The sequence below is a fragment of the Synergistaceae bacterium genome, from assembly GCA_017450125.1.
GTDB lineage: Bacteria > Synergistota > Synergistia > Synergistales > Aminobacteriaceae > JAFUXM01.
Genome location: JAFSWZ010000027.1, coordinates 66632 through 85095, shown reverse-complemented (window position 1 = coordinate 85095; position 18464 = coordinate 66632). Strand labels below are relative to the sequence as shown.

Here is an 18464-nt window from a genome sequence, read left to right as displayed (position 1 = left end):
GCCTCTGCCTGCTCCCATGTCGGGATGTACGCGCCTTCCTTCACGAGGCCTTCGACGAAGTCATCATACACGTCCTCGTGAACGATAAGGTTGCCGTCGCACGAACAGCCTGAACCGAAGTCCGAGCACTTGGAGATGCGGGTGTTCATTGCGGCTTCGTACGCGCGCTCCTTCGTGTTGGCGGTGTTGTCGACGATAACCGTCGAGTTGCCCGCGCCTGAACCGTATGCCGGTACGCCCGAAGAGTACGCTGAACGAACCATCGGACGGCCGCCGGTCGCGATTACGAGGTCGACCATCTTCATGAGCTCCTGAGTAAGCGTGATGCTGGGCTCGGCGATTACCTGAATGATGTCAGCAGGTGCACCCTCGCGCTCGAGAACGTCGCGGATGATGTTGACGGTCTTGCAGGTGGTCTTCTTCGCTCTGGGATGCGGGGAACAGATGAGAACGTCGCGGGCCTTCACGGCGTAGATTGCCTGTCCTGCAGGGGTAACGCAGGGGTTCGTCGTCGGAACGAGGGTTGCGATTACGCCTACGGGCTTCGCGTACTTCACGAGTCCCTTCTCGGGGATGGTCTCGATGATGCCCACGCTCTTCTGGCGGAGGCAGTCGCGGAGTATCAGCTTCAGCTTGTTCCTCTTGTTGCGCTTGGTTACCTTGTCGCCGAGACGGGTCTCGTCAACAGCCTCGTCGCAGATAGGTCCCCAGACCTTCAGCGGGTAAAGGGCGGCGCAGATTGCACGGCAGAGGTGGTCTACTCTCTCCTGATCGTAGGTGGCGATGACCTCAGCTGCTGCTCTGGCCTTCTTCACCATCTCTTCGAGCATGGCGATTTCTTCGGGTGTTACTTCATGATGTGCCATTGTTACAGTTTTACTCCTCTCAATGTTATTTCGTTATGTGTGATTTCGCGTGGCTGGGCGGAATGTACCTGCCTTCAGCGTCCTTCTGCACCAGCTTGCCTTCCCTGACCAGATCGCCGGGCGTGTAGATGTCGTTGATGTTCCAGCAGCCGGGTGTCGGTACGGGGATGTTCTCCATGATTGCATCAATCAGGAACGGACGGCCTGCCTTGTTCGCCTCTACCGCCTTCTTCATTGCGGGCGCGAACTCCTCTGCCTTCGTGATGCGGATTGCCTCAACGCCGTAGCCCTCTGCAACCTTTGCCCAGTTCGGGGAATAAGGCTGACCGTCGGGCGTGTGGAACTTCGTGCCGAACTGCGTGTGATAGTTCGCGTTCTCGAGTCCTGCGATTGTTCCGAAAGCGTAATTGTTCATGACAACCCACGTGCACGCTATGCCTTCCTCAACTGCTGTGGCCATGCATGTCGGGTTTACGCCGAAGCCGCCGTCGCCGATAAGGGCAATGCATATCTTGTCGGGAGCTGCCTTCTTGCCGCCGAGAACTGCCGACGCGCCGAAGCCCATTGTCGCGAGTCCTGACGAGTGATGCACAGTGCCGGGAATCGTAATCGTGAACTGCTGGGCAACGCCGTTCTTGTTCCAGCCTACGTCGGTGAAGATTAACGCGTCCTCAGGGATTGCTTCCTTAACGTCCTTAAGGATTCTCTGAGGAGTCATCGGGAAGCGCAGGTCTTCGGTGATTGCCTTCACGGATTCCTTGAACTCTGCCTTTGCCTTCGCGATTCCCTCGCGGAGTCCGGGTCTCTTGATGCCTTCGGGCTTGATTGCCTTTGCCGCCTCGAGAATCTGTGCAAGTGCCAGCTTGAGGTCTGCGACTGCACCGATCTCTACGGGGTAGTTCCTGCCGATTTCTGTCGGGTCAATGTCGATCTGGAGGAACTTCGTCTTTGAGGGATCGAACGTTACGCCCTGATACCAGCTCGAGCTGTCTGCCTCCGCAAAACGTGTTCCGAGTGCGAGGATGATGTCAGCATTGAGGGTAAATGCGTGGGTGTGCGCAAGTCCCCAGAAGCCCGTCTGTCCGACCATCAGAGGATGAAGGTCGCTGACGCAGCCCTGACCCATAAGCGTACGGGAAATCGGGATGTCGAGGAACTCAGCGAGTGCCGCAAGTTCTGCCGAAGCCTGAGCGAGAAGGATTCCGCCGCCAGCGTGGATAACGGGAGCTTTCGCGTCAATGAGCTTCTGTGCGATTGCCTTTGCACATGCGGGGTCAAGAGCGGGCTTCACTGTTACGTGGCTGTCCTTGTAGGTGCGCGCGAACAGGTCTTCCTCAATCTCCCTGCTCCAAATGTCCATAGGCATATCGATAAGGACGGGGCCGGGTCTCCCTGACTCTGCAAGCCTGAAAGCCTTGTCCAGAATGTCGGGCAGTGCTTCAGCGTCGTCGACTCTCCAGCAGCGTTTGCAGACAGGCTCAAGCATTCTGTACTGCGTTGCGTCGCCGTGCATGTTGACTTCCTGATGCGGGTGCTTGCCGTAGTAGTAGCTCGGTACGTCGCCGGCAAATACAACCATCGGAATCGAGTCGAACGCGGCATTTGCTACGCCGGTGAGGACGTTGGTGATGCCAGGCCCCAAGTGGCACATTACGACAGAGGCTTTGTGCGTAACGCGCGCGTATCCGTCTGCGGCTGTTGAGGCTACTGCTTCATGACGGTTGGAGATGTAGCGGAGTTTGCCGCCCTTCTCGAGGTTGCGGTTGATGGCATCGAGCATTCCGATTACCGTGTGTCCGCAGAGGCCGAAAATGTACTCAACCTTTCTGCGCTCAAGGTAATCAACGATGAGATCAGCTACCAGCTTTTTGCTCATGCGGGTAAATACCTCCTTAATAACTTGTGAGATTGTCAGTGAAATTTATTTTACTGGGAAACGTGAATAGGATAGTAGAAATTATTTCACCCGTCAATTGCAGATATACTTAGCAGAGCACAAAAATTCCCCCGCCCGAAAGCAGGGGAAAGCCTCAGAACTTACGCTCAGAACGTCTGCCGTCCCATGAACAGGATAGTTCCGCTCTCGTCGTCAACGATGAAGTACGTGAACGGATGATCTGCGTGGAACACTGCCTTAGGCGTGGGACTCGGCATCATCGTAGCTCCCAAAAGCCCTAGCCCGGTTACCGCCGCTGCTTCCGTTTTCTCCTCGTCTACCTCAATGAACGTCTTGTGCACCACAGCGTCAATCTTCAGCGCAGTGTCCTCCGTTATGCCCGAGAAGTCCGCGAGGTTCGTGAAGGCCTGCTTTACTCCGAGTGCCTTGAAGATGTCCGCCAGCTGGTAGCTCTCCTCCGTCCTGAACTTCGGCAGCCACAGGTCAACCTTGTACTTGCTCATAGCATTCACCAGCCCGGAGAACGCCTCTGCGTCGAGCGCGTCAAGAGCTTCGGGCTTGTCCTCCGGCGGAAGAACCACGAACATCGACACCCTGCGTCCCTTGTAGGGCAGGCGGATAATCTTCACGCCGTCAATCTCCGCGTACTGGAAGTCGGAGTTCTTCTTCATCATCGGGACTTCCGTAACTTTGTCGCCGTCGCGGAACTTTTCGGGGGCTGTGAGCTTCTTGCTGAACCTACTTTGCCACTCAGCCTTGAAGTACACGGCGTTGGTGATTATCATCTGCGTTGACGGATCGAGGCTCGAGAGCAGGCTGGGAATCTTGCCGTTGGTCTTGCCGCTCACCCAGTTGTTGATGATCTTGCGGGAGGCTTCGGTTTTGTCCTTGATGTTGAGCTTGACCGCCCTGCTCCCGTAGTACAGAAGCAGCGTGTCCTGATACTCCTTGCTGAGGTTCAGGCCTGTGCGGAGCCACACTCTGTTTGCTGAGGAGAGGTACTGTCCGTCCTTGAGCACGCGCGCAAGCTCATCGAGCTCACCGTGAAGCTCCTTCGTGAAGCCGAGCGAACGTTCCATCTCGGCGGCAGTGTCCCCTGACGCTCCGGCATAAGCCATACCGAACGCTGAGATTATGCTGTACGGCGAGAAGAAGTAAGTCCCGCTGTCTTGGCCAAGTATCCGCGCGGTGTCGAACGCAAATCTGTTGATGACCCCCGACGTTGATGCGAAGGCCGATGACGCGAAGACTGCCACTGCTGCTGCTGCGAGTAAGATTCTTGCTGTCCTGATTATCATGATAACTGCACCTCCTGAATGAATTATCGTGCCTTGATGTGGATATATTATGACACAAAAACCCTCCCCAATCTCTCAGGGAGGGCAAGTTAAGCCAATCCTACATAGCCGCCGCCGCAATTCCCAGAATCACAGCAAGGAAGCCCAGAAGTGTCTGCCTCTTGTACGCGGTATACAGCCCGAGCACGACAGCCAGTGCCGCGAACAGCTGGGTGTACGCGAAGAACGCCGTCATTCCCATCACTACCGCGATGATTCCCGTAACGATGTACTGAACCTTAGCGACGAGAACCTTCTCTGACTGCGACAATACTCTGTCGCTGGGGATGCCGTACTTCTCGTCGTAGTCGCTCACAATGCGCTTGAGCGTTACGGACAGAATCAGAAGCCCGATAAGGTTCGGGAGTGCCATCAAGCCGTTAAGCGTGTCCGAGATGTCCCAGATATTGTTCAGGAACTGATTGCCCTCTGCTCCGATGAACTGTGCTCCTGCCGCACCGATGACTATCATTGCAATCCATAAGATTTTGGTGATGGGCTTTACCCACATTCCGAAGAGGTATGTCGCCGCTGTCTCTGAGTACCAGTACCAGCCGAGAATCGTCGTGAACGCGAAGAGCAGAAGCCCTATCGAGAGCACGTACTTTCCGGGAGCACCAAGAGCGTTCTCGAAGGCCTGAAGCGTGAGCTGTGCACCCGTAAGATCAGGCGAGCTCGTGAGAGTACCTGTCGACATAACGACAAGAGCTGTCATCGTGCAGATTACGACGGTGTCCATGAAGACCTCAAAGATTCCGTAGAAGCCCTGCTGTACAGGATGCTCTACGTTCGCCGTCGCGTGAACCATCGGCGCAGAACCCATACCGGCTTCATTGCTGAACACTCCGCGCGCTATACCTCTCTGCACTGCTTCTTTCACGCCCCAGCCTGCAAGTGCTCCGGGAAGTGTCTCTAACGGGTTGTTGAACGCAAGATGAACTGCGTTGGACACAGCCGCAGGTATCGCTGAAGCATTGAGGACGAGAACATACACCGAGCCGATGATGTAGAAGATAGCCATGAAGGGGACAATGTACGTTGTTACAGTCGAAAGGCTCTTGAGGCCGCCGATGATAACCAGAGCAACGAGCACCGCCATGACTATACCGCTGTACATGTGGTTGATGCCCCAGCCCATGCTCATGGCTTCAGCCGCAGAGTTAGCCTGAGTTGCCGCACCGATTCCGAACGACGCAAGGAACGCGAACAGGGCGAACAGCACCGCAAGCACCTTCCCGATGAAGCCGAACCCTGAACCCAGAGCCTCGCTCGTACCCTTCTCGAGGATGTACATTGTGCCCCCGCGCCAGTCTCCGTGCGCGTCCTTCTGCCTGTAATGCACGGCCAGCGTAACTTCAGCGAACTTCGTGCCCATGCCGAAGAGTGCAGATACCAGCATCCACACGAGAGCTCCGGGCCCGCCGAGATGAAGTGCAGTCGCAACACCAGCAACGTTGCCTGTTCCGACGGTAGCCGCCATTGCCGTAGCCATTGCCGCGAAGGAGGATATTGACTTGTCCTCGTCCTTCTTCTTGCGGAAGCTGAAGACTTCTGACATTGCGTCGAAGAAGTAACGGAATTGCGGAAGGCCGAGCAGAAGCGTAAGATAAACGCCCGTGCCGACCAGCAATATTAAAACGGGCGCGCCCCAGACGAAACTGTTGACGATCCCGTTGTAGTACATGATTTTGTCCATAATGTTCATGGATTAATCACACGCTCCTAAATATTAAGAATTGTCTGTGCATTATACTATAATCATTCACAAAATTTTCACATTGGGAGAGATTTTCGGTCATGAACATAATGATAGCGTCGGACCTTCACGGTTCGGCCAAGTACTGCAGGGAGATGATGGCGGCTTTTGTCCGTGAGGAGCCGGACAAGCTCCTGCTTCTGGGCGACCTGCTCTATCACGGCCCACGCAACGCCCTTCCGGGTGAGTACGACACAAAGGCGGTTGCGGAGATGCTCAACGGAATCAAAAGCAAGGTTCTGTGCGTCAGGGGGAACTGCGACTGCGAGGTTGACCAGATGATGCTGGACTTCCCGATAATGGCGGAATATTGCCTGCTGTTCGCCGTGAACAAAGTTATCTTCGCGACGCACGGACACGTCTTCAACAAGAGAAATCTTCCTGAGGCGGATATACTTCTTCACGGACACACTCACGTTCCGGCGTGGGAGGACTTGGGCGGCGGGAAGCTGTACGTGAATCCCGGCTCTGTATCTATCCCTAAAGACGGTAGCAGGCACAGTTACATGATGCTGACCGACGATGGGATGTTCTGGAAGGATTTAGCGGGCGGGGAAGTCTACCACACCGAGAAGCTGTGAGAATAAGGAGGATAAATCATGCGTACTAAGGATATAGCTTTTCTGTCGATGTTGTCTGCGCTGGCGTTTGTTGCTGTGATGCTGGTGAAGATTCCGATCATGCCGTCAGCTCCGTTCCTGAAGTTCGACGTTAAGGACGCGGTCATACTGATAGGCGGACTGCTCTACGGGCCTCTTGCGGGGCTGGGGGTGTCGTTCATCGTTGCGCTGCTGCAGATGGTGCTGACCGGCGAGGCTGGGATAATCGGCTTCGTGATGAACCTGCTCTCGACAGCATCGTTCGTGTGCACGGCTTCGGCGGTCTACAAGTTCAACAAGTCGCGGAAAGGCCTTGCGCTTGGCCTGGCGGTCGGGTGCGTGCTGATGACGGCATCAATGCTGATGTGGAACTACATCGTTACGCCGATCTTCATGGGAGTGCCCAGACACGTTGTGGGCTCGATGCTGCTGACTGTGTTCCTGCCGTTCAACCTCATCAAGGGCGCGATAAACTCGGTGATAGTTCTGCTGTGCCTGCGTCCGGTTCTTGCGGCTGTGTCCGCAATGGAGTCGTAGCGGCAAAGTCAACAAGGGAGCGAGTGCGTCAGCTCCCTGTCAACCCTAATTCCTGAGGCTGTGTATCGGTGCGGGGATTCTTCCTCCGCGAGCGATGAACTCTTCACTTCCCGCACTGTTCACCCTCATCACGGGAGCACTCCCCAGCAGTCCCCCGAACTCCACGCTGTCGCCCTCGCGTTTGCCCGGCGCAGGGATTATACGCACGGCTGTTGTCTTGCTGTTCACGACTCCTATGGCCGCCTCGTCCGCAATTATCGCGCTGATTGTGTCCGCCGATGTGTCGCCGGGAACTGCAATCATGTCCAGCCCCACAGAGCAGACGCAGGTCATCGCTTCCAGCTTCTCGATATTAAGCGTTCCTGCCTTCACCGCCGCAATCATCCCCTCATCCTCGCTCACTGGGATAAACGCTCCCGACAGTCCCCCTACGTGCCCGGAAGCCATCACGCCGCCCTTCTTGACCGCATCGTTCAGCAGGGCAAGTGCCGCAGTCGTCCCGTGCGTCCCGCAGGCCTCGAGACCCATCGCCTCGAGGATTCGCGCTACACTGTCGCCCTTCGCGGGTGTCGGAGCAAGCGACAGGTCAACAATCCCGAACGGCACGCCCAGCCTCTCAGAAGCAGCATTTGCGACCATCTGTCCCATACGCGTAATGCGGAAGGCCGTCCTCTTCACCGTCTCGGCAACAACGTCGAAACTCCCGCCCTTAACGTCCTGCAGTGCCCGCCACACTACACCCGGCCCTGACACTCCGACGTTGATGACGCACTCAGGCTCGCCCGCTCCGTGAAACGCTCCCGCCATGAACGGATTGTCCTCTACAGCATTCGCGAACACAACGAGCTTTGCGCACCCGAGCCCGTCCTGTGAGGCAGTGAGCTCTGCCGTGCGCTTGATGGTCTTGCCCATGAGTGCAACCGCGTCCATGTTGATGCCGGCCTTTGTCGTAGCTACGTTCACCGACGAACACACAAGCTCTGTCGACGATAACGTCTCGGGGATTGACGCTATTAATCGTCTGTCGGAATCAGTAAAGCCCTTGTGCACCAGTGCAGAGAAACCGCCGATGAAGTTCACTCCGCATTCACGTGCGGCTGTGTCGAGGGCTTGGCCAAGTTCCGCGTAACTCTCACCCTCGCATGAAGCCGCAACCTGTGCGATCGGCGTTACGGAGATTCGCTTGTTGATGATGGGGATGCCGAACTCACGCTCAATCTGTTCGCCTGTCTCGACGAGGTGCTCAGCTTTCCGGCAGACCTTGTCGTGAATCTTGGCCGCACACTTGCTTAGGCTCGAGCTCGCGCAGTCGTACAGTGAGATTCCGAGAGTGATGGTGCGGATGTCAAGGTGCTGGTGGTCAATCATGCTGACCGTCTGCATAATGTCAGAGATGTTCAGCATGTTCTACACCCTGTGCATCGCCGTGAAGATGTCCTCACGCTGAATGTGTATCACTAACTCTCCGGCCTCGCCCTTGCGGATAACTGCATCGCGAATCTCATCGAACGTGTGTGATGAAGTCGATGTGTCGACAAGAAGCGTCATCGTGAAGATTCCTTCCATGACGGTCTGGCTGAGGTCGAGGATGTTCACGCCCAAATCAGACAGCAGGGTGCAGACATCAGCGATTATCCCGACTCTGTCCTTCGCTGAAACGGTCATTATAGCTTTCATGGTCAATTCTCCTTTGCGAAATGCAGAAAGTATATCACCCGCTCAGTCCGAGAAATCCGAGTCGGGCTGTACAGTTATGCTGAAGTCAGGATAGAGAGTGCTCACGGCCTCCGTAACCTTGCTCTGTACCTCGCGGGCATCAGGAGCAGCGAAGTCTATCACGATGTCGAAGCGTATCACCTTCTCCTGAGTGTTGCAGTAGAACCCGTGAATCTGAAGCACATACTCCTGCGACATTACGGCGCGCGTTACGGCACTGCGGATGTCCTTCACCTCGTCGTCGCTTGTGTTGCGGGAGTACACTCCGATTGCCGCAAGAGCTACGTGGTGTTCATTGAAGACTTTGTGCGCGATGTCCCGGCTGACTGTGTCGATCTTGTCCGCCGTCCACCAGTCAGGAACTTCAACGTGAACCGAGCCCATCAATCTGTCCGGGCCGTAGTTCGTGAGGATGAGGTCATACGCGCCGAAGACTCCTTCTGTCTCGCAGATTGTGGCTTTCACGGCGGAAGCTATCTCGCTCTCGATTCGTTCGCCGAGAATCTTGCTCGTTGTCTCACGGAACATGTCTATTCCTGCCTTGATGATGATGATCGAGATGAATGCTCCAAGCCACGCCTCGAGATTCCAGCCGAAAGCCAGAAAGGCAAATGCACCGAGCAATGTCGTCGTCGAGACTGTCGCGTCCATCAGCGCGTCCTGCCCTGAATCTTTCAGCGCGTCAGAGGACAATTCCTTGCCCTGCCTGCTCACGTAGCGGCCAAGCACGAACTTCACCGCAACGCCCGCCGCAACAACTGCCAGTGTCGCCGCAGAGTATTCCGGCTCAATGGGTGAAAGTATCTTGCTCACCGACTCGATGAGAGCCGTGATTCCTGCGTAGAGCACGATAGCCGATATGACTTCCGCAGTGATGTACTCGACGCGCCCGTGCCCGTAAGGGTGGGTTTTGTCCGCCGGGCGGCCTGCTAACTTCGTGCCGATAACCGTTATCACGGAAGACAGTACGTCGCTTGCGTTGTTGAGAGCGTCAATCATGATTGCGACCGAGTGAGCGAGCATCCCAACAGCAAACTTGAAGCCTGCAAGAAGAATGTTCGTGATGATTCCGATGAAGCTGACGCGGATAATCTGCTGTTCCCTGTGTTCCATAGTGTTACCCCCTCCTTGATGGTTGAGTATAATATTACAATTTTCCCCGAGAGGTGATTGATAAATGTACGCAGACAAAGTTATTGAGCAGGTGAAGGCGTGGAGGAGAGATATTCACGCACACCCTGAGCTGTCTCAGCACGAAGAGAGAACGTCAGGGCTCGTAGCAGGTGTGCTTGAGGGGCTGGGTCTCGAGGTCAGGAGGAACGTCGGGGGCTTCGGTGTCGTCGGAGTGCTGCGCGGAAAGGAGGAGGGACGTACTGTTGCCCTTCGTGCGGACATGGACGCTCTGCCGCTGACTGAGGCGACAGGACTTCCTTTCGCGAGCGAAAACGACGGGGTGATGCACGCCTGCGGGCACGACACTCACACCGCAATGCTTCTGGGCACAGCGTGCGTGTTGAGTGAGATGCGCAGTGAGTTACGGGGTAACGTGAAATTCATCTTCCAGCCCGCCGAAGAACTCAACCCTGTTGGCGGAGCACCGGGAATGATTGCCGACGGAGTGCTCGAGAATCCTCACGTTGATGCGATGTTCGCGCTTCACGTGTGGCCTGCCTGCGGGACAGGGACGATCGCAATTCGCTCGGGTGCTGTGATGGCGGCTTCTGACAGAATATTCATCACGGTGAAGGGCAGGACTGCGCACGGTTCGCGGCCGGATCAGGGGCTTGACGCTATCGTTGCGGCGGCTCACGTAATCACCGGCCTGCAGAGCATCGTCTCACGTTCGCTGTCCCCGCTGGACTCTGCTGTGCTGACGATAGGGACGATTCACGGCGGCAACAGGTACAACGTAATTCCCGAGAGCGTGAAGCTGGAAGGTACAGTGAGGACGTTGAACCCCGATGTTCAGGAGCGTATGCCGGTCATGATAACGCGGATTGCGCAGGGCATTGCTGAGGGGCTTGGTGCGTCGTGCGATGTCGAGTACGTGAAGGGTTATTCTCCGCTCGTGAATGACGCTGGACTTGCCGGGCTTGCGCGCGAGGCGGTGAAGGGCACGATGAACGTTGTCGTCCCCGAACAGCCGGATCTCACTGCGGAGGACTTTGCGTTCTTTGCGCGTGAGAGGCCTGCGGTGATGGCGTGGCTGGGATGCCGGCCGGAGAGCGTGAGGCCTGAGGATATGGCGATGCTGCACAACACAAAGTTCTGCCCGGACGAGGAGTGCTTCAGGTACGGGATAGAGTACTTTGTCAGGAGTGCGGCGGGCTTCCTGCGCTGATGCGGCACTATGCAAGCATAGTATAATGTGTTCATCCACAAGCAAAGGAGGACGATATTTTGCGTGAAATCGGCTCAAAAGATAAGCTGTATTACTATAAGGATATCCGCAACCTGATTAATACTGTTACACTCAAGAGCAGAATAGTCCCTGAGGCACTGCGCAATGCCGTCAATAGTGCCCTGAAACTTTACCCGCATTTCGCTGTACGTCCAATAGTCAGGCCTTCCACATCACACCCCGATGTGTTCTACGAGGATAATAACAATGCCCCTCTCGTTGTCCGTGATGACGGAAGAGCCCGGCACTTCGGCACTGACGAGACCAACGGCTTCATGTTTTACGTCAGATACAGGGAAAATGACTTCACACTCACAGCTTTTCACGGCTTGGCTGACGGCGGAGCACTCTTCCCGTTCTTGAAGAACATCATCTACTACTACGTGAAGGAAATTTCACCCGATGCGGCTGTGCCGGATATACGTACAGGTGAAGCTGAGGCTGACGACATGGACAGGTTTGCTCCTTACGAGAAATACGCTGACAAGGACGCAGAGTACTGGCACTATTCATCAAGCGCAGAGTTCTTCACTCCGCAGGCAGACCCCGCCGCTGTGCCCCAGTTCTTCGACGTAACGCTGTCAACACAAAGTTTCCTGAACTTCACCCGCAAGATAGGGACTTCGTTTGTGCCGGCGTTGATTTCGCTGTTCTCGGAGACTGTCCTTGAGACCGCAGGAGTCAGCGGGAAGGGCATTGCGGCTTACACCACAGTGAACATGCGCCCTATATTCGGTTCGCATAACCAGACGAATTTCAGCGAGACAGTACTTATGCCGCTTACGCCCGAAATGCTTGCAGAGGATAGAGGCACGCGATGCCGTGAACTCCGTGCGATGCTTGACGCTCAGCTCAGCAGAGAGAATCTGCAGGCCAAAATGTACGGCACTGTGTGTGCGGCGAAAGGCCTTCCCTGCAAAACACCTCCTGAGATGCCGCGCCCTGTTTACATGCTGACTTATCCGGGCAGGCTTGACCTCCCTGAAGAGTTCAGCAGATGGATCAGCGACATTAACATGGTGTGGAGTTCTTCACTGCGGGAAATGGCTCGCGGTATAGCTCTCGTTGCATGGACGTTCGGCCCAGTTATGCGCGTGAGTATCGCCGGCATTGCTGACATAAAAACTTTGGCGGAGGCTTTCGCGGAAAAGTTAAAGCTGTTGGGTCTTGCGCCTGAAGTGAACCCTTCCCCGCGAGTTGTGGGGGATTTATTCTCCTTGAAGGAGGCAAGCACGATTGCCTAACATAATGAATATGGCGGGGCTTCCGCTGTGGAATGTCGAGAAGAACCGCAAACTTCACAGCACCGCAGAAATCCAGCTCTCCTCAGCAGTGAACTCTGAGGCATTACGCAAAGCTGTTGACGAGACGCTGAAGGTATTTCCCCTTCTTAGGGGCTCGCTGATTCTGGAGGACGGAGTACCCTGCTTCACCGACAACGACAAGCCCATCGTTATACCCAACAGTGAACAAGGCCTTATACCCGGATGCGACGCTCTGAACAATCACATCTTCTGCGTCAGTTATTTTGGGGACAGAGTGAAAATCTCGCTCTCTCACGTCGCGACGGACGGCGGCGGTTTCCTGCGGTTCGTCAACACTATCATCTATTACTACTGCTGCATCAATGACGGAACATCCTACGCTCCGGGCAGCGTCATGACCGTCGGCAACGTGTATTCCACGCTTGATGCTGACTTCTGGGAGCTGGACTACTCCAAGATACAGCCCGTGAACTTCATAGACTTCCTGCCCGGCGGCTTCGTGCTCCCTGCTTACGCCGACAAATCACCAAAGCCTAACATCATGTGCACGCTGAGAATCCCTCAGGAAGCCTTCATGAATTACGTCAAAGCTCACAAGACTTCACCGTCCGTTATGGCAATGATGCTCTTTATGAAGGCCGTCTATAACGTTCACCCTGAGGCAGAAGGCCAGCACATAACGGGGCGTATCACTGTCGATGCCAGGCGCGCACTCGGCCTTGATGACACAATGAGGAACTGTTCACTCGTCGCCACTCTTCAGGCTGACAGGGCACAGCTCGATGATGAAGAACTTGGCCAGAAGATGAGAGCCTCCCTTAAGCTCCAGACTTCGCCGGAATACTTGCAGAATGTCGCCAGAGCTCTCGTGCGTGATAAAATCCTGCCCGGCAACATCAAGCCGACAGTCTCGCTGAGTTACATGGGCACGGTGTCATTCGGTGAGTATGCGCGAGATGTACAGTCTTTCGTGATTTATGAGGGCGAGTTCCACAAGCTCAATATTTTCGTCTTCAACGACACGTTCTGCTTCGCTTTCCACATGGGAGAGCAGAGCTGCTCTTACGCCCGAGCCATAGAAGGCTTACTTGCCGCAGACAGCGTACCGTCAACAGTAAGCGGCAACATCGTGCTCAATGATGAGGCTTGCTGAAATTCTTACAGAGAAAGGGAATGAATATCATGCGTGAAATTGGTTACTCTGACCGCGTATTTCACTACAAGGACACGCGGGACTTGCGAATCAGGATGACGCTTGCGGATGACGTGAAGCCTGACATCCTGAAGATGGCCGTACAAAAAGCTCTCGGAGACTTCCCGGAATATGCAGTCGCTCCAGTCAGAAAGGGTAACACGGTGTATTACGAGACAAATACCCGTCCTGTCTGCTTCTTTCCTTATGACAAGACTGAACGCTGGTTCGGCACTGAGGAAATGAATTACTACATGTTCTGCGTGCTCTACGAGGGCAAGACTTTTACGCTGTCCATGTTCCACACGCTCACGGACTTTTTCGGTATGTGGCACTTCATACAGAACATCCTGTATTACTACGCCGTTGAACTTGGCCATGACGTGCCCGACATCACCAGCCCCAACCCTGACATTGACGACATGGAACGCTACAACCCTTACGCGAAGTTTCAGGACAGGAACGCTGAGCTTGTGATCCCGGAGATAAAGCGCGAGATTTTCTCGATCCCCGTCGAGAAGCTGCCCCTCGAGCTTCACCAGCAGCACGAGTTCACGATAACCTTCCCGCTGAAGCCGTTTCTCGCTATGACGCATGAATGGGGAGCTTCAGCCGTGTCCGCCATGACCGCAATAATCTCCAACACTGTAGCGAATCTTTACGATGCCGGAGACAAGGAAGTGCTCATAAAGCTCCCTGCAGACATGCGCGGCCTTCTGGGCTGCAAGACGAGGGTGAACTTTTCTGAGGCAGTCATTCTCCCCAGCTCAAGAGAGAGCAGAGAGCTTCCCGTAGGCGAACACAGCAGACTTATACGCCAGATCATGAGGTCTCAGCTCACGGAGGGGAATTTCCGCAAGTACATAGCCATCGGCGTTGCGAATGCCCGCGCACTTTCAGGAGAAATCGACAAGCCGGACGTAACTGCGCCGAAGATACCGCTGACTTACGCGATAACTTATCCCGGCAAGATGGATCTTCCTCAGGAGTATAACTCTGTCGTCAGCGACTTCGAGCTGAAGGCTTTCGTGCCCGTTGACCCCGTAAGGTTCTCCGTGAAGACTACGGCGGATACCATCAGAATAGACAGCGCACAGCTCTTTGACGGCCCGGAGCTCGTTAATGCCGTCGCAGAAAGTTTCGGGCAGTTAGGCCTGAAGTGCAGCGTTCAGGACATGGGACGGTTTGGCGGCAACAGATACAGTCTCGAGAAAGTGAGGCGGGCATAGTGGGTAAGATTAAGCACCTCGACGAGCAGGTCATATCTTACGCTTTCATGAAGTCCGCCGGTGTGATGATCGCGGCGTGCATTACGGCATTCATAGGCACAACTGTTGACAGCCTCGTTACGAGCCGCTATCTCGGTGTCGAGTACATTACGGCCTTCCAGCTCGTACAGCCTACAATGTTAATCGTAGTGGTGATGTTCACGCTCATTTCCAACGGAATACAGAACGTGTACTCACGCTTTGTAGGTGCGGGAAAAATGGAGGACGCTCATAAGATTATGTCCTTGTCCATGATTATATTGGGCATATTCGGCGTGGCTTTTGCCGTTGCCGGGTGCGCGTTCATTCACCCGATCGTTGAGGCTCTGGGTGCTGAGGATCCGTCATCCTTGCTCCATAAAGAAGCCGCCGCTTATTTCAAGGGTATTGCGCCTGGTATCGTGTGGCTGTGCCTTCAGCAGTTATTCAGCTACCTGCTCATGATGGAGGGCAGGCACGGCGTAGTGCTCTGGGCTGTTGTCATCCTGACAATTGTCAACATCGTCGGTGATTTGCTCGTGGCGTTCTACTTCCACAGCGGCCTTCTCGGTATGGGCTTGGCTTCCGCCCTGTGCTACTTCACCGGCACTGCTATTATGGCGTTATCCCTCATCATGAAACCGGGAAATTTCAGGTTCAAGCTGCACGGTTTGAAGTTCAGGCCGTTCCTTGATGTGCTTGTAATGGGAGTTCCCGGCGCGGTCAGCAGGTTCTGCATGGTTGTGCAGACTACGTTCATGAACAAACTCCTGATACACAGATTTTCGGGTGAAGCTGTGGCCGCCTACGCAATATTGAGCACGCTGAATCAGCTCTTCCAGTCCGTAGTTATAGGCATTGCGGGTACTACGTTCACAATGGCTTCTATATATGCCGGAGAAGAGGACATAAAGTCTCTGCGCTCGACTTTGGCCGTAAGTATCAGGCACTCACTCATCTTCGAGCTGTTGGAGATGGCGTGTATCATGAGCTTTGCACACAGGATTGTTGCACCGTTCATAGGGGCTGACGGCGCGGTCGTCGAGAAGATTGCGGTGTTTGGCCTCCGCAATATCGCTCTGGCTCTTCCTCTTTACGGCATCAACTACGTCTTCCAGCGTTATGCTCACGCGCTCGGCCTCATGAAAGCTGCCCTGATTATTCCTCTCTTGAACGGTATGGTTATGTTCATCTCGGCGGCCTTCGTGCTGTTCAACTGGTTCGGCAAAAACAATGTGTGGTTCGCCTTCGCCATTTCTGAACTCCTCACTATGGCCATTATCTTTATCGCAATGTCCATCAGCCGCAAGCACTTGGCAGTGAAACTTGATGATTATCTGTGCATTCCTGAGGGCATGGGCAAGGATATTGAGGCAAAACTTGAAGTGTCTGTGGCCTCTATGGATGATCTTATGAACTTGTCGCAGAACGTGCAGGGCGTGTGCCTGAAGTACGGCGTAGAGGCAAGGAAGGCCTTACTGCTCGCGCTTTCTGTCGAGGAGATGGGCAAGAACATTTTCCAGTACAACACTAAGGCCATGTCCATAGACTTCAGGATGCTCAAGAAGGCGGACTACTTCATCATAAGGATACGCGATTCGGGCCAGGAGTTCAGCCCCAAAAAGTGGCTTGAGCTTCACGGTGCGACTAACAGTGAGGATAACATAGGTATACGCTTGGTTTCGGGCATGGCGCAAAAATTCGAGTACATCAGCACGATGGGCATGAACAACCTGCTGATATACGTATAAACTGTTTTGGAGGTAACTTAATGCTAACGGAAATTTTGTCATCAAGCGGCAATGCTGTCGTGAATGTCAGCGGGAGGATCGACACGTCAACTGCTCCCGCGTTCCAGAACGAGATGAACGCTCTGGACTACGACGCTATAGAGAGGCTCACTCTGGACTTCAGCGATGTCCTCTACGTGTCATCAGCCGGGCTTCGCGTACTGCTCGTCCTCAAGAAGCGTATGGGCGACCGTCCCTTTGCGCTCATCAACGTCAACGCCTCCGTAGCCGAAATTCTGGAGACTACGGGCTTCTCCCAGCTCCTGGACTACAGAGCCGTGAACTCCGACACTGATTACAGCCACATGTCGTTCAAGGAGTTCCTTGCGCAGAAGGTAAGAACCGGCACAGCCGAAGCGGTACTGTACTCTGACGGATTGTCCTACACGTGGAGCGAGCTGGACAAGTGCGCGCAGATTATGGCCGCTGACCTCCACAAGCAGGGCGTAACAAAGGGGTCTCACGTTGCCATCTCGTCGCCTAACTCTGCAAACTGGATCATAACGTTCTACGCCATACAGAAGCTCGGAGCAATTGCCTGTCTCGTGAACTTCAATCTCGGGGCTCAAGAAGTCGTTACGCTCTCCAAAGTCGGCGACATCACGCATTTCTGCTATGGTGCTATGCCTCAGATGAAGGACGAGGGAGAGTTCCTTTCCGCCATAAAGTCAGACGGCTCGCTCATCACCAGTGTCTATGACATCAGGGGCAGCGTGAACTTCAAGGACAGGCTCGGCGAGTACGGGAACGTTGAAGGCCGCTTCGAGGGCAAGGTTGAGGCTGATGATGCCTGCGTAATGATCTTCACGTCAGGCTCTACCGGCACGCCCAAAGGTGTACTGCTCTCTGCCTACAACATTCTGAACGCGTCTTCGGCTATGGCGGACATAATACGGCTGTCTTCTCAGGACAAGGCTTGCCTCATCACTCCCATGTTCCACATACTTGGCCTGACTACCGGGCTCTTTGCCAATGGCATTGCTGATGCTCCTATGTTCATTCCCGAGTCGCTGAAGACTGCGGAGCTTATACGAGTCATCAGCACTGAGGGCATAACGGCTTTCCACTCTGTGCCGACTATGATGCTTGCCATCGTCAACAATCCCGGCTTCTCCGTCGAGAAGGTCTCTTCCCTGCGCGCAACGATTCTGGCCGGTTCGCCGGTGAGCGAGGCTCAGATGGTCATGCTCCGCGAGAAATTCCCTGCCAACAATTTCTACATAGCCTACGGCCTCTCGGAGATGGCACCGGTAACTATGACGGTCTACGGCGACACTGAGGAGCATATTACGCAGACTATAGGCAAGCCTGTTGGCGGAGTGGAGATAAAGATCTGGGACACTGCCAACAACTGCGAGTGCAAGCCCGGTGATACAGGAGAAATCATCGTGCAGGGCTACAACCTGATGTCGTGCTACTACAAGGCTGAGCTCGACAAGCAGGCCGTTGACGCTGAAGGCTGGCTGCACACTGGAGACTTGGGGCATTTCGACGCGGAGGGCTACATACACTTTTCCGGCCGCGCTAAGGAGCTCATCATTCGCGGCGGCGAGAACATCGTACCCAACGAGATAGCTTCTGCGATTTCTGAGGACGAAGCTGTTGCTGACGTGAAGGTTGTGGGCGTGCCCGATAACTTCTGGGGCGAGACTGTGGCCGCTGCCGTGCTGATGAAGGATGGCTGCACGTTCGATGAAGCGGCTATGCGTGCTGCTCTTGCCGGAAAGCTGGCCAAGTACAAGATACCCGCATACTTCATCGTGTACGACAAGTTCCCGTTCCTGCCCAACGGCAAAGTAGACGCAGTGAACTTGAAGAAGGACGTTATAGAGAAGGTAAGCCGCCTGACCGGTAAATAACG

General features: G+C 54.8%; 15 protein-coding genes. 8 read left to right on the top strand and 7 right to left on the bottom strand.

Features of this window, described 5'->3' with window-relative positions:
- From IJT02_06010 to IJT02_05995, 4 genes are all read right to left on the bottom strand, one after another.
- Window positions 1-866 (bottom strand): aldehyde dehydrogenase family protein (locus IJT02_06010; GenBank protein MBQ7544483.1); only part of this gene is annotated, 866 nt, incomplete at its 3' end.
- A 25-nt stretch (window positions 867-891) separates the two neighbouring features.
- Complete coding sequence (locus IJT02_06005; protein ID MBQ7544482.1) at window positions 892-2742, bottom strand: thiamine pyrophosphate-binding protein; 1851 nt, start codon at window positions 2740-2742, stop codon at window positions 892-894.
- 167 nt (window positions 2743-2909) lie between these two features.
- Complete coding sequence (locus tag IJT02_06000) at window positions 2910-4061, bottom strand: serpin family protein (protein ID MBQ7544481.1); 1152 nt, start codon at window positions 4059-4061, stop codon at window positions 2910-2912.
- 100 nt (window positions 4062-4161) lie between these two features.
- Window positions 4162-5796: a sodium:alanine symporter family protein gene (locus IJT02_05995; protein MBQ7544480.1), complete on the bottom strand. Its 1635-nt coding sequence runs from the start codon at window positions 5794-5796 to the stop codon at window positions 4162-4164.
- Window positions 5797-5897: 101 nt separating this feature from the next.
- Between IJT02_05995 and yfcE the strand changes: the two genes are divergently transcribed.
- The gene (gene yfcE / locus IJT02_05990) at window positions 5898-6437 is read left to right on the top strand and encodes a phosphodiesterase (GenBank protein ID MBQ7544479.1); all 540 of its coding nucleotides are present in this window, start codon (window positions 5898-5900) and stop codon (window positions 6435-6437) included.
- A gap of 18 nt (window positions 6438-6455) precedes the next feature.
- Window positions 6456-6992: an ECF transporter S component gene (locus IJT02_05985; GenBank protein MBQ7544478.1), complete on the top strand. Its 537-nt coding sequence runs from the start codon at window positions 6456-6458 to the stop codon at window positions 6990-6992.
- A 45-nt stretch (window positions 6993-7037) separates the two neighbouring features.
- Here the strand turns inward: IJT02_05985 and IJT02_05980 are convergent, their stop codons facing one another.
- From IJT02_05980 to IJT02_05970, 3 genes are read right to left on the bottom strand one after another with little or no spacing between them, the layout of a single operon-like run.
- Window positions 7038-8393 carry a PFL family protein gene (locus IJT02_05980; GenBank protein ID MBQ7544477.1) on the bottom strand — a complete coding sequence of 452 codons (1356 nt, stop codon included), beginning with the start codon at window positions 8391-8393 and terminating at the stop codon, window positions 7038-7040.
- A 6-nt stretch (window positions 8394-8399) separates the two neighbouring features.
- Entirely contained in the window at window positions 8400-8669 is a 270-nt protein-coding gene (locus IJT02_05975) for an ACT domain-containing protein (protein ID MBQ7544476.1), read from the bottom strand.
- Window positions 8670-8711: 42 nt separating this feature from the next.
- Complete coding sequence (locus tag IJT02_05970; protein MBQ7544475.1) at window positions 8712-9821, bottom strand: cation transporter; 1110 nt, start codon at window positions 9819-9821, stop codon at window positions 8712-8714.
- Window positions 9822-9885: 64 nt separating this feature from the next.
- Here IJT02_05970 and IJT02_05965 point away from each other — a divergent pair, with 64 nt between their 5' ends.
- Genes IJT02_05965 through IJT02_05940 form a run of 6 tightly spaced genes read left to right on the top strand, consistent with a single transcriptional unit; the run spans window position 9886 to window position 18462 of the window.
- The gene (locus tag IJT02_05965; protein MBQ7544474.1) at window positions 9886-11049 is read left to right on the top strand and encodes an amidohydrolase; all 1164 of its coding nucleotides are present in this window, start codon (window positions 9886-9888) and stop codon (window positions 11047-11049) included.
- 59 nt (window positions 11050-11108) lie between these two features.
- Complete coding sequence (locus IJT02_05960; GenBank protein MBQ7544473.1) at window positions 11109-12353, top strand: hypothetical protein; 1245 nt, start codon at window positions 11109-11111, stop codon at window positions 12351-12353.
- Window positions 12346-13527, top strand: coding sequence for a hypothetical protein (locus IJT02_05955; GenBank protein ID MBQ7544472.1), 1182 nt, complete (start codon window positions 12346-12348; stop codon window positions 13525-13527). The genes IJT02_05960 and IJT02_05955 overlap by 8 nt, the downstream gene beginning before the upstream one ends.
- A 29-nt stretch (window positions 13528-13556) precedes the next feature.
- Window positions 13557-14795 (top strand): hypothetical protein, encoded by a 1239-nt coding sequence (locus tag IJT02_05950; GenBank protein ID MBQ7544471.1) that lies wholly within the window; start codon window positions 13557-13559, stop codon window positions 14793-14795.
- On the top strand, window positions 14795-16564 hold the full coding sequence (locus IJT02_05945; GenBank protein MBQ7544470.1) for a polysaccharide biosynthesis C-terminal domain-containing protein: 1770 nt from the start codon (window positions 14795-14797) through the stop codon (window positions 16562-16564). The genes IJT02_05950 and IJT02_05945 overlap by 1 nt, the downstream gene beginning before the upstream one ends.
- Before the next feature lie 20 nt (window positions 16565-16584).
- The gene (locus IJT02_05940; GenBank protein ID MBQ7544469.1) at window positions 16585-18462 is read left to right on the top strand and encodes an AMP-binding protein; all 1878 of its coding nucleotides are present in this window, start codon (window positions 16585-16587) and stop codon (window positions 18460-18462) included.
- Window positions 18463-18464 lie beyond the last annotated feature (2 nt).